Here is a 12,489-nt window from a genome sequence, read left to right as displayed (position 1 = left end):
GCCTCCTGAGTTGTTCGCCGGTTTCAAGAGTTACAACGTTGCTTCACGCGGTTGAGTTCCCTTAAATGCGAGGAATGCTCAAAACAGCTCAATCCCCGCGGTAGGGCTCCACCTTTTTGGGGGAGTCGCACTGCGGGGAGAAAATGTGCTCGGTGGCACGTTAGCGATGGTGAGTCATCTCACTCGCCTCTAGCCACGCACTGTAACGAGGTATCGGTAAATCGTGGGCTCGGAGACTCCGAGACATGAGGCTGCCGCTGCAATCCCGCCCTTGAGGAGGAAGAATCCAGCGTCTTCCAATTCGGAGACCACCTGAATACGCTCGTCGCGGTGCATGCGTGAGACGTTTGTGTTCTGCTTGGAAATTACAGAATCGAGCATCGAATCAAGCAGCTGCTCGACGTTTGTTCCCAAGGACTCGCTGATGTGTTCTTCGGCTGGTTCTTGTTGATCCGGAACAGCGGCCATGGGGCGCGGGGGCTCGGGCGAAGCCTCGGGATAGCCGCTAAAGGCCTTTTTCTTGTCGAATGCCGGATCATCAGCGTTGCCGATGAGGGCGTCGGCGGCTTCGCGGATGTGAATTAACTCCGAAACGTCGACGTTGATGCACAGCATGCCACGCATGTGGCCGGTTTCATCGCGGATGAAGTAGCTGGATGATTGGCAGATTTTGCCTTCGGCGTTGACCGCACGATATCCCGTCATCATGGGGACGGCGGCGGCATCGCCCTTTTTCATAAACCAGAGCGCAAAATCCGTGACTGGGCCACCAAGTTCGCGGCCGGAAATATGGCTATTGGCAATAGCAATAATGGACCGGTCGGGTACATCGAGATCATGGAGAACGATCTCGGTATTAGGGCCCATGGCCTGACCGAGAAACTCGACGAGTGGTACGTACTGCTCGAGGATATTTTCTTCGGAGGCATGGCTGCTAGAGAGATTCATTAGCTGAAGCATGTCCTTATATTCCTGTCAGTTTATAGAGAAGTTACCACACGAAAGCGGTGAGCCGGGTGAACACCAGCGGCAAAATTGCTGTGCTCACCCGGCTCACCGATTCTTTAGGAGGTCTTTAGCCGCATACGGCGACTGGCGGATGGACTGCAAGTGCCAGACCGCCTTGCGACGTCTCACGGTACTTGGCGTTCATATCCTTACCAGTCTTGTACATGGTCCAGATAACTTCATCGAGGGACACACAGGGCTTGCTTTCCCGCTCGAGGGCCATGCGGGCTGCGGTGATGGAGTCAACAGCAGCGACGGCATTGCGCTCGATGCAGGGGACCTGAACCTGGCCGAGGACCGGGTCGCAGGTGAGGCCAAGCTTGTGTTCCATGCCGATTTCTGCGGCGACGCATACTTGCTCTGGGGTAGCGCCCATGAGCTGGGCGAGACCACCTGCAGCCATGGAGCAAGCGACACCCACTTCTCCCTGGCAGCCAACCTCGGCGCCGGAGATGGACGCGTTCATCTTGTACAAAGACGCAATCTGATTGCAGGCGAAGATGTAGTCTGCAAACATTTCGTCAGTGACCGGTTCGACGAACTTGTCGTAGTAGGCAAGCACTGCAGGCACGACGCCGCAGGCACCATTAGTCGGCGCGGTCACAACGCGACCGCAGGATGCGTTCTCTTCAGAGATGGCCAAGGCAAACATATTGACCCAGCTCAGAACATCGAGACCATCGTCGTGATGATCGCTTTGCTCGAGGCGACGCCTCAGCGCAGCGGCACGGCGCGGCACTAGGAGCGAGCCAGGCAGCGGGCCGTCGGTAGAGGAGCCGCGCTCGATGCCGGTGAACATGACATCACGTACCTTGCCCAGGTGCTCAGTGACTTCTTCTTGTGAACGCAGTGCTAGCTCATTGGCCAACCCAAGCTCTGGAAGCGTCAAGTTATTGTTTTCACACAGTTCGAGCATCTCTTCGGCACTGGAGTACGGGAAGGGGATATCCACCTTGTTTGAACCGCGCATTGCGAAGTCTTCTTGTTTGACAATGAAGCCGCCGCCCACTGAGTAGTAGGTCTTGTGCAGGATGTCCTCTTCGCCGGCGAAAGCGATAAGACACATACCGTTTTCATGCATAGGGAGGTATTCATCGTGGAAGAAGAATCCTCCTTCCTTGGGGAAATCGACCTCGCGGGTTCCACCGAGCATGAGCTTCTCGCTACCGCGGACGTTTTTGACGAACTCGGAGATGCCGTCGATGTCAACGGTTTCGGGCTCTTCGCCAGCGAGGCCGAGGAGGATGGCCTTGTCAGTGGAATGGCCGATACCGGTGAGGGAAAGTGAGCCGTAGACGTTAGCTTGTACTCGGGTGACCTTGTCGAAGAGGCCTTTTTCTTGCAGTTCGTCAACGAACGCCTTACCTGCCTTCATTGGTCCCAGCGTGTGGGAGCTGGAGGGGCCGATGCCAATCTTGAACATATCGAAGATGCTGATGAACATTGTTCTTTCCTTGAATCCTCTGAGTGTTTCTTGCGGGGCCGGTTCTAGAAGGCCTGGACGATGGAGTAGATGATGGTGGCCAGTGCAACCAGGCCCATCACGAATACGAAGTAGTTGGAAGCCTTGCCCTTGAAGCGCTGCAGTGCAGGTACCTTGTGGATGGCGACCATCGGGATGATGAAGAGCATGATGGCAATCGTCGGGCCACACAGGGTTTCAATCATGCCGAGGATGGAGGGGTCAGCCCAGGCAACGAGCCAGGAGGTGACCAGCATGAAGATGAGAGTGATGAAGTTGAGCTTGCGCAGGGAATTGGCGTCATCCTTGTTGGCCTTCTTGCTGCCCTTGACGATGAGGCCTTCGAATCCTTCAGCAGCACCGAGGTAGTGGCCGAGGAAGGACTTAGCCACGGCAATCATGGCGATGATAGGAGCAATCCACTGGATGACCGGGGTATCGAAGTGGTTTGCCAGGTAGGACAGGATGGTGATGTTCTGGGCCTTTGCTTCAGCCAGGTGCTCCGGGGAGAGGCTGAGTGCGCAGGAGAAGACGAAGAACATGACCACAGCAACCATCAGGATTTCCGAGCGAAGCAGAGTCTTGCTGGCCTTAACTTCGGCATACTTGCCGTAGGTCTGGCGGCGGTCAACTGCAAAGGAGGAAATCATCGGGGAGTGGTTGAAGGAGAAGACCATGACCGGAACCAGCAGCATCAGGGTAACCCCCAGGCTGTGGCCGGAAGCCTCGCGAGCGACGCTCAGATCGAAGGACTCAAACAGAGCGGTATTCCACTTCGGGATGAGGTAGATAGAGAGCAGAACGAGCACACCGATGAAGGGGTACACCAGGTAGGACATGACGTGAACGACGACGTCCTTGCCCATACGCACAATGAGGATGAGGCCGCCAACCAGCAGCAGGGAGGTGAGCCAGCGATCAGGTGGTGTGATTCCCAGCTGGTTCTCCAGGAAGGAATTGACCGTGTTGGTGATGGTCACCGAGTACACGAGAAGGATGGGGTATACCGACAGGAAGTACAGGATGTTCATCAAGACGCCGGCCTTGACGCCGAAGTGCTCCTCGACGACGTCCGTGAGGTCACCGTCCGGCTTGGAGCTGGAGAGCACGAAGCGGGTCATGCCGCGGTGCGCCCAGAAGGTCATTGGCAGAGCAATGACAGTCATAATGAGGAGCGGGATGATGCCGCCAATACCGGCGTTGATGGGGAGGAAGAGGACGCCGGCGCCAATGGCGGTGCCGAAGAGGGAGAGCATCCATACGGTGTCTTCCTTATTCCACTTCGGGGCACCCTTGCGCCCTTCGAACGGGGTGTCGATGCCGGGGACGGAAGATGACTGGTCTGATGCAGGGGTTGAACTTTGTGAGACCGCGAGGCTCTCGGGCATCTCTGCGCGGTTTTCGGGGTGTTGGTCCCTATCGTGATTGTGTCGCAATACTGAGTGAGACATTTTCTTTCCTACTGTCCTAGTGGTTGATCGAAGCTATTGGGCTTCTGCAACCTTGTAGTGAGAAAAGATTCTCGTCTGCAATCTTGCTTTGCAGTATGTGAGGAGCTTTCTCACATTTACTGCATATACAGCCCGTTTGCTCCGCTGTGCCCTCAGTATAAGCACAAAGTGGAGAGAAATGATAATAAATTATCGCATTGGAGGTAGGAAAATTATCACTCTGCTTGGGTTTGCTTTCTCCGCGTGTTTATGCATTGTTCAACAAAGTTGGCCGGCTGGATGCCAAAATTACGTTTCTACCAGCACGGTAAATGGTCCCTCGTTTACTGAAGACACACGCATCTCAGCGCCAAACTGACCGGTTTCGACGCGTAGCCCGCGCTCTTTCAGGTGAGTCACGATGGCATCGATGATTGGTTCTGCCTCGTGTCCTGGTGCAGCATCGGACCAGGAAGGCCGCCGGCCTTTCGCAGTGCGACCATAAAGCGTGAACTGGCTAACAACCAATACTGGCGCTTGAGCCTCGAGTACTGAACGTTCGCCCTCTAAGATTCGGAGCTCCGCGATCTTGCGCGCCATTTTCTCCGCACGAGGGGGCCAGTTGCCAAGATCTTCAGTGGAGACGCCAATAAGAGCTAACAGCCCGCCGGTGTCGGGACAGTCGATTGAGCCAACGGTGTCTCCATCAACGCTTACTGAAGCTTGAGACACACGGGTAAGTACTGCACGCATGGGGGAGCGGAATTACCTTTCTTCTACAGGGTTATCTGTGATTGGTTAAAGCAGCTAGTCGGTATGTGAGAAAGCCAGCAGTTCGGTCGGGATCACAAGGCCGTGGCGGATGAGATCGACGATGGCGGGGAGGGCGGCGTCGACAAGCGCAGCCTCGTCATAGCCTTGCGCGGCGGCATACAGCTCGATGGTCTCGCCAATGCTCAAACCCTGCGGGTTCAGACCGGCCACGATGGCAGCTAGGTGCTCGTCCACATCGTGCTGCCAACGCGGACCATCGGTGCGCGTAAGGCGCAGTGCGGCGCGGGTAAAGCCCATTCCCACCTCAGTATCGGGAAGAGCGACATCTTCCCGGGCGACGCCAGGGCGCAACTGCACATGAGCGTTTTCCAACTCGCCGGGCACAAGCCCACGCAGCCACTCCACTCGGGCAAAGTATTCCTCGACTTCGGGCCCGAGCGGATCGACAACTGGCTGGGACATGGTCTCCGCCAAGATATCGGAAGGTTCATCATCGTCGATGCGTTGAATGGCGACGAACCCAAAGCCAATTCCGGTGACCTCATGATCATGGAAGTGCTGTAACCATTCACGTGAGCGCGCTTGCCCCTCGGTGCTGCGCACATCAACGGACTCATCGGCCAACCACGTGGACACGTAGAGTGCAGGATCGGCAACGTCGCGCTGAATGATCCACGCAGCCACACCGGTATCGGGCAACCACGAAGCAACGCGCTGTTGCCAGGATTCCTCACCTTGGTGGACCCACGCGGCCAGCAGGTGGGCGGTGCCACCTGGGGTGAGATGCTCCGCGGCCTGGGAGACTACGAGCTCACTAGCCCCATCAAGGTTGAGACCGGAATCGCGGTAGACATGGCCTACCTCCGGCAAACCCACTACAAAAGGTGGATTGGCCACAATGCGGTCGAAGCGCTCCCCAGCTACAGGTTCAAACCAAGAGCCTTGGCGCAACTCCACACGCGAGGTAGCACCTGCAGCAGCGACAGTGGCGCGGGCCAGGTCAAGCGCGCGCTCATGGACGTCCGTTGCCACGATGTGCTCCGCAGAATCCAGTTGCCCCAGCAACTGCACACCGGAACCTGTGCCCAGATCTAGCACGGAGGACACCGGGGACGTCGGGGTGGAATGCAGGAGGGAAAGACTGGCAGAGCCCACGCCCAAAACATGGTCAGGGCCCGGCACGTGATCCACCAGGGAAGCATCGACATCAGAGAAAACCACACGGTTGCGGCCCACGATGATGTGCGGGCGAATGTCGTAGGCGACGAAAACGGTGCCGTGCTCATCGGTCTGTGCTACGCCTGAATCGAGAAGCTTGGTGGCAAGGCGCGCCCCCAAGACCTCAGACAGCACTGTGGCCGGCACGTGTTCGTGCACGATGAAGATTCGGATGAGACGGTCAAGGTCGGTATCGCCACTGGCACCCATCACCACAGCGGCGGGCTCCCCGCGGTGCAAAGCCTCTGTGTACTCCGGGCCCAAGTGTCCAGCAATCCCATCAGCGTTAAAGCCCGCCTTGTCGAAGACCTGGACTAGGTCATGGGCGAACTCGGCGATGGGGTGCTCTGGGTTCATGGGTGGGCCGAAAGGAGAAGGGCCGGAAGAGTCGGAGGTGCTCACAATAGTTCCTTAGTTCCTTAATGCCTTAAAAAGAGTTCTAGTCGTCGTGGTCAATGGTGTCAGGTGGAGGTTGTTGCGGCGCGCCAGGCAACGCGCCGCGGTCCTGGCGCTCTAGTTGCTCGCGGTGCGCCTGCGCCATCTGCCGTGCCAGTGCTGGTTTGTACACTGATTTTTCGCGTTTATCCTTCTTCTGCCCACGGCCATTACCAATGACAACTGCAATCCACGGCAACGGGAAGGTCACAGCCACGACAAGTGCTGCCGGAATCCACCACTGCCACACGTAGGCCAGGACTCCGGCGATGATGAGGGAGGGGATGCGCAAGAACTGCAAGACAAAGTAGATAACCTCGCGGCGATGGCGATCTTGCCCTGGGGCGAGTTTGGCTGTGGTGATGAGGTAGCGCTCACGGCCAAACGCCCGCCCGCGTCTCCGCCCCGATTGTGGGGTGCGGCCTGCGTTATCACGCGAGTTCGAAGGGGTCATGGTCACAAGCGTAGCGGGAGGACTCGCCAACTTCGATACCGATACGGCATGATAGGGGGCGTGAGTACGACGACTAAGACTATTGAGCGCCCAGATGTCCGCGAGGATACGTCAACCAATGACGACACCCCGAAGTTCTTCCACTATGTCAAGAAGGACCACATTCTCGATTCCGCGGTCAACGGCAAGTACGTCGTGGCATTGTGCGGAGAGACCTTCCCGGTGACTAAGCAGGCTAAGCCCGGTTCACCTGTGTGCCCTGACTGCGAGCGCGAATACAAGAGCCTGCGCCGCCGCTAGGAACACGTTGTCTTCCCCTCGAGGAGGATGACATGGCGCTGTGCCTCGCCCGAAGAAGACGCACAGCGCGAAGACCAACGTTAAGCATCGGGATTGGGAAAGTAGAGGGGGATAGTCGCTGACCGTGTCGACACAGTCATCAGCACAAAGATTTGCCAATAACGGCTCACTCCGTGTGTGGCAGCGCGCCGCACTGGACAAATTCCTGGCCACCAAGCCGAAGGATTTCATGGCGGTGGCGACTCCGGGCGCAGGTAAAACCACCTTTGCGCTGCGTGTGGCCACCGAGCTCATGGCGGACCGTACCGTCGAGCGAGTCATCGTGGTGGTGCCGACGGAGCACCTTAAGGTCCAGTGGTCCGAGTCCGCCTCCCGCGTGGGGTTGGCGCTGGATCCGAAGTTCACCAACTCTTCCGGAGTGAATCCGGCGATGGACGGCGTGGTGGTGACCTACGCCCAGGTGGGCATGCACCCGTACAAGCACCGTGCTGTTGCTTCAGCGCGGCGCACGTTGGTGATCCTCGATGAGATCCACCACGCCGGCGACGCCAAGAGCTGGGGCGATGGCGTGCGTGAGGCCTATGATGACGCGGAGCACCGCCTCGCGCTAACAGGTACGCCTTTCCGCTCCGATGACTCGCAGATCCCTTTCGTGCGCTATGAAGAGGATGGGGAGGGCCACCTCGTTTCTCGTTCGGATCACACCTATGGCTATGGCGATGCGCTTGCCGACGGCGTCGTGCGCCCCGTCGTCTTCCTCAGCTACTCCGGAGAGTCCCGCTGGCGGGATAGCGCCGGTGAGGAACATGCGGCCCGTCTAGGGGACATTCTCAACCCGGAGCAAACGGCGCGGGCGTGGCGCACCGCCTTGGACCCCAAGGGCGAGTGGATTCCCACGGTTCTGCACGCCGCACATACCCGCCTGATGCAGATGCGCCGCAACATGCCGGATGCTGGTGGCCTCGTATTAGCTACCGACACGACCACCGCGCGCGCCTACGCGAAGATCCTCAAGCAGATTTCCAACACCCCGGTCTCCGTCATCCTGTCCGACGACCCAGGTTCCTCCGCACGCATTGCGGAGTTCTCTGAATCCACGGATGAGTGGATGGTGGCCGTACGTATGGTGTCTGAGGGCGTTGACGTTCCCCGTCTTGCCGTGGGTGTCTACGCCACTTCGGCGTCGACCCCGCTCTTCTTTGCCCAGGCCATCGGTCGCTTCGTGCGCTCCCGCATGCCGGGCGAGACCGCCTCGGTCTTCCTACCCTCCGTACCTGTCTTGCTCGGGCTTGCCGAAAATATGGAAAAGCAGCGCGACCACGTCTTGGGAGGGGAGAAGAACCCCGACAAGGAGGGCTGGGACGACGAACTTCTGGAGGACGCTAACCAGAAGAAAACCGAGCCCGACATGCTCGAGCCCTCGTACGAGTCCCTTGGCGCGGAGGCGGAATTCTCCGGTCTGCTCTACAACGGCTCGCAGTTTAATACCGGCGCCATTACCGACGAGGACGAAGATTTTCTCGGCATTCCCGGGCTTCTCGACGCCGACCAGGTCAAGGATCTCCTGCGCAAGAAGCAGTCAGAGGAAATGGATCGGCGGGAAGCCGAGGAGAAGGCGCGCCGGGCAGCGGAGGCAGCAGAGGAGCAGCGCAACAAGCTGTACGGCACCCCGCATGCGCCGAAACGTGGAGGACAAGGTGGTGCCGTGGGGGCGTCGGCAAGCACGGGCGGTTCTGACGCGGGCGTGGTGGATGAGATTTCTGCGCTGCGCAAGGAGCTCAACACGGTGGTGTCCATCACTGCACAGCGCACTGGCCGACCCCACGGCGCCATCCATACCGAAGCTCGAAAGGCCTGCGGTGGCCCGCCCACCGCGTTGTGCGACGCCGAGCAGCTGCGCCAGCGCATCGAGTACCTGCGCAAGTGGTAGGTGACGCGACGCAGTACAATGCGCAGCCAGCGTGGGAAACTTAGACAAAAGCAGTAGTCAAAAGTAATAGCACGATTAGCAATAACACGATTAAGGCTTGTGGGCTGCACTCAAGGAGGCCAAGCGTATGACCGCTCCGAACGACCCTCACACCCTGGGCAACGGGAGGAATTCCGACGGCACCGAAGGCGCGGCATACCCGGCCTCTGCCGGTGGTGGTGTCGGTGAACCTCAAGCCGAAAAGAAAAGTGTAATCGCTGTTTGGGCTCTCGTTATCGGCATCATTGCGCTGGTGTCTTTGCTCCTGGTTGTCCCACCGCTGCTGCTGGGGCCGGTTGGCATCATCGTCTCCATCATCGCATTGCTAAAAGGCAAGAAGCGACCAAAAGGGCTGCGTCGCGCCTGGATGTCCATCGCCGGCTTGATTACCTCAATTATCGCTTTAATCTTGTCCGTTGCTTTCTCGATTTACTTGTATACGCACATTGGTTGGACGATGACGCCTGACCCTGAGATGTGCACGACCATCGATGACCCAGCGCAAAAGCAAGCCTGCATGGAAGATTCTTTGAATGGCGTTACTCAAAACTAGGTTGCCAGTGATTTCACAGGTTCCGTAAGTAACGTGGCCGGAAGCTATTGCAAACGCATAAGTTATTAAACGCACGTATTTGATGAAGAGCACGCTATTAGGGCTGCCCCAAGGAGGCCAACCATATGACCACCCCGAACAGCTCAGAGAACCCGTACAACGCAGAAAACCCGGACAACGCAAAGAACCCATTTAGTAGCGACAGCACCAGCAAGCTGCCCTCCTATAGTGAGGCAACCTCCAAGGCCAACGAGGAGCACGCCCACGACGTCGACGCCGCAAACAACCACGATGGCCTGAACGACCACACCGCTCACGACCACGCCTCCCACGATGCTTACGGCACGGACGCAACCGCCGCTGGCGCCGGCTACCCGGCCTACGCTGGTGCCAACAACCAGCCGGCAAAGAAGAACGCCGTTGCTATCTGGGCGATGGTCATCGGCATCATCGCGCTGCTGTCCCTGCTGCTGATTGTTCCGCCGCTCCTGCTTGGCCCAATCGGCATCATCGTCTCCATCATCGCGCTGGTCGTTGGCGGCAAGCGCCCGAAGGAGCTGCGCCGCACCTGGATGTCCATCGTCGGCCTGGTTACTTCCATCCTGGCTCTTGTTGGCACCATCGCCGTCATGGCCCTCGGCGTGAAGGTCCTCGGCGACACTGGCGCCGATAAGTGCCTGGAGCTGCAGGACCCTGCCCAGCAGCAGGCCTGCATGGAGGACACCCTGGGCACCGCACCACAGCAGTAGGGGAAATACCCACACACCGCACTAAGTAACCCCCACGAGCCCCGACCACATACGTGGTTGGAAGGCGCGTGGGGGTTCTTAATGTCTCGTGGAAGTCGCACTGTCACTTGGCATCGGTAAGTGCGTTTTCGAGCGGAGCCAGGAGAGAGGATTAGCCCTGTTTCGATAATTATTGAACGGTGTTCAAGATGCTGGGCTACGATACCTGCATGGCAGAAACTTCGACTGTGCTGATGAGTATCAAGATGCGTGCAAGCCTTGAAGGTAGGCATATCTCGGGTGCAGAACGCATCGTAGAACCGCACCTTGTTCCTCGCGTGAGCTCAGAGCTTGCAACTCGGGCGTTGCGGCACGAGAAGGGCGTGCCGGATTCCATCAACATTGCTACGAGGGCGGTTGCAGCAAGCGACATTGCTCATGTCAGTGCCTTGAAGGTTAGTACACGGGACTGCGAGACCCCGGAGTCTGCACAAACAGCGATGATAGCCGTGCTCGCTAAGGACAACCGAGTTTCCGAGAGCGCAGCCCGCCGAGGTATCGAGCTTCTGTACCGCACCCGCGATATGCGCGGTGCGAGCATCGTCTGCGCGGAAACCGGTGAGCGTCTAGACACTCACGAGCAACGAGGCGTTCGGGTGGAAACATTTGATTGGTCTGATTTCCTTTGCGCCGAGTCGAAGAACCATCGGGCTGATGCCGTTGCTTTAGCATCCAAGGCTCTTGCTGCGCCGGGCATTGTCGCGGAAGTCTGTATTTCTGATGACCCGAGCTACACCACGGGTTATGTTGCGGTCGAAGGTTCCTATACGGCTTTGCGCAACGTTAAGGTTGAAGGCGGGAAGCAAGGCGGACGTGTCTTGTTCTATTCAGGCGCACTTAGTGCACTTCCGGCGACAGAGCAGTGGCTGCGTGAAAAGCCTGTCCTCGTGGAAGGTTCTTGGCAATGAGCCTGGAAGAGTGGGCATGCAGTTCTAATGCTTCGTGGCGTGAGCGTGGTCTGGAAAGAACTGAAAGGGTCATTAGCGGTAGTCAAAGCCCGCGCACCGTGGTCGATGGGCGTGAAGCGTTGCTTGCGGGATCGTCTGATTACCTGGGGCTCGGGGCGAATCGCGCGCTTGCCGACGCGGCCCACGAAGTAACGCTGCGCGCCGGGGTGGGCTCAGGAGGATCGCGTCTGACTACGGGTACGAGTAACTATCACGTCGCGCTCGAGCGTGATCTGGCTGGGTTTGTCGGTGCGCCGGCAGCGCTCGTGTTTGGTTCGGGTTACCACGCCAACATGGGAGTAATCCCTGCGCTTGCTGCAGCTGCGCGAGATTGTGGCGAGAGACTTTCTATTTTCTCTGATGCTGATAATCATGCGAGCATCATCGACGGCATTCGGCTGGCCAAGTCGAGCTACCAAGGGGTCCGGTCATCTGTTTATCCGCACCTCGACGTGAAAACCTTAGAAGAGCAGCTTGCTGCCGATGCATCGGATCGCCGATTGATTGTCAGTGACGGCGTATTTTCCATGTCCGGCGAGCTTGCGAATCTCCATGCGCTTCAGGAACTTGCTCAGGATTACAACGCCTGGTTGATGATCGATGACGCGCATGGGATCGGCACACTTGGCAGAAATGGACGCGGTGTTTGTGAGGATTTCGATTTGCCCTTGCCGGATATCTATATCGGTACCGCGAGCAAAGCCCTAGGTGTGGCGGGCGCTTTCGTCGCGGGCAGTGAGCCACTTATCGAGCTATGCCGCCAACGCTGCCGCAGCTATATCTTCTCAACGTCCATGCCACCATCGCAGGCAGCCACCATCAGCGCGGCGTTAGCTCTTGTTCCTTTGCATGCGCCACGGCTTGCCCGCGTCGTGCACAACCTTCGGCAGCGTCTGCGGGCGAACGGATGGAAAGTGGTGGACTCGCCTGCACCTATCATCGTCTTGCCAGTAGGTGCTGAGGACGCAGCTATGGAGCGTGCGGCACAGGCAGCTGAAAGGGGAGTCATTGTTTCTCCGATCCGCTATCCTTCGGTACCGCTCGGACAAGCTTTGCTAAGACTTACGGCTCATGCCGACTACTCCGAGGATGATATTGCGCTCATTGTCGATGCCGTAGGCCCCGCGCCTCAATAACGAGACCGCGGCGCT

The 12,489-nt window shown here is 58.2% G+C and carries 12 protein-coding genes; 6 read left to right on the top strand and 6 right to left on the bottom strand.

What is annotated here, in order from left to right; translation table 11 throughout:
• Window positions 1-189: 189 nt before the first annotated feature.
• The 6 genes from I6J26_RS01150 to I6J26_RS01125 form a co-directional block, all read right to left on the bottom strand.
• A complete protein-coding gene (locus tag I6J26_RS01150; RefSeq protein ID WP_239121805.1) occupies window positions 190-948 on the bottom strand; it encodes a helix-turn-helix transcriptional regulator in 759 nt (252 codons plus the stop codon).
• Between the two features lie 127 nt (window positions 949-1,075).
• Window positions 1,076-2,452, bottom strand: coding sequence for an L-serine ammonia-lyase (locus I6J26_RS01145; protein WP_115022475.1), 1,377 nt, complete (start codon window positions 2,450-2,452; stop codon window positions 1,076-1,078).
• 44 nt (window positions 2,453-2,496) lie between these two features.
• Window positions 2,497-3,921, bottom strand: coding sequence for an HAAAP family serine/threonine permease (locus I6J26_RS01140; protein WP_115022473.1), 1,425 nt, complete (start codon window positions 3,919-3,921; stop codon window positions 2,497-2,499).
• A gap of 288 nt (window positions 3,922-4,209) precedes the next feature.
• Window positions 4,210-4,653: a D-aminoacyl-tRNA deacylase gene (dtd, locus tag I6J26_RS01135; RefSeq protein ID WP_115022471.1), complete on the bottom strand. Its 444-nt coding sequence runs from the start codon at window positions 4,651-4,653 to the stop codon at window positions 4,210-4,212.
• Between the two features lie 54 nt (window positions 4,654-4,707).
• The gene (locus I6J26_RS01130) at window positions 4,708-6,249 is read right to left on the bottom strand and encodes a DUF7059 domain-containing protein (protein ID WP_115024380.1); all 1,542 of its coding nucleotides are present in this window, start codon (window positions 6,247-6,249) and stop codon (window positions 4,708-4,710) included.
• Window positions 6,250-6,331: 82 nt separating this feature from the next.
• On the bottom strand, window positions 6,332-6,781 hold the full coding sequence (locus tag I6J26_RS01125) for a DUF3099 domain-containing protein (protein WP_115022468.1): 450 nt from the start codon (window positions 6,779-6,781) through the stop codon (window positions 6,332-6,334).
• 48 nt (window positions 6,782-6,829) lie between these two features.
• Between I6J26_RS01125 and I6J26_RS01120 the strand changes: the two genes are divergently transcribed.
• The 6 genes from I6J26_RS01120 (at window position 6,830) to I6J26_RS01095 (ending at window position 12,474) form a co-directional block, all read left to right on the top strand.
• Window positions 6,830-7,081 carry a DUF3039 domain-containing protein gene (locus tag I6J26_RS01120; protein WP_082013938.1) on the top strand — a complete coding sequence of 84 codons (252 nt, stop codon included), beginning with the start codon at window positions 6,830-6,832 and terminating at the stop codon, window positions 7,079-7,081.
• Window positions 7,082-7,205: 124 nt separating this feature from the next.
• Window positions 7,206-9,011, top strand: coding sequence for a DEAD/DEAH box helicase (locus I6J26_RS01115; protein ID WP_115022465.1), 1,806 nt, complete (start codon window positions 7,206-7,208; stop codon window positions 9,009-9,011).
• Window positions 9,012-9,138: 127 nt separating this feature from the next.
• Complete coding sequence (locus I6J26_RS01110; protein ID WP_115022463.1) at window positions 9,139-9,603, top strand: hypothetical protein; 465 nt, start codon at window positions 9,139-9,141, stop codon at window positions 9,601-9,603.
• Between the two features lie 125 nt (window positions 9,604-9,728).
• On the top strand, window positions 9,729-10,352 hold the full coding sequence (locus I6J26_RS01105; RefSeq protein WP_115022460.1) for a hypothetical protein: 624 nt from the start codon (window positions 9,729-9,731) through the stop codon (window positions 10,350-10,352).
• A 209-nt stretch (window positions 10,353-10,561) separates the two neighbouring features.
• Entirely contained in the window at window positions 10,562-11,299 is a 738-nt protein-coding gene (locus I6J26_RS01100) for a 6-carboxyhexanoate--CoA ligase (RefSeq protein ID WP_239121804.1), read from the top strand.
• Window positions 11,296-12,474, top strand: a complete 1,179-nt coding sequence (locus I6J26_RS01095; protein WP_115022458.1) for an aminotransferase class I/II-fold pyridoxal phosphate-dependent enzyme — start codon at window positions 11,296-11,298, stop codon at window positions 12,472-12,474. The genes I6J26_RS01100 and I6J26_RS01095 overlap by 4 nt, the downstream gene beginning before the upstream one ends.
• The last annotated feature ends 15 nt before the right edge of the window (window positions 12,475-12,489 follow it).

The sequence above is a fragment of the Corynebacterium minutissimum genome, from assembly GCF_016889765.1.
Lineage (GTDB): Bacteria > Actinomycetota > Actinomycetes > Mycobacteriales > Mycobacteriaceae > Corynebacterium > Corynebacterium minutissimum_B.
The sequence above is the reverse complement of the archived record's forward strand: the minus strand, read 5'-3'. Positions and strand labels throughout refer to the sequence as shown.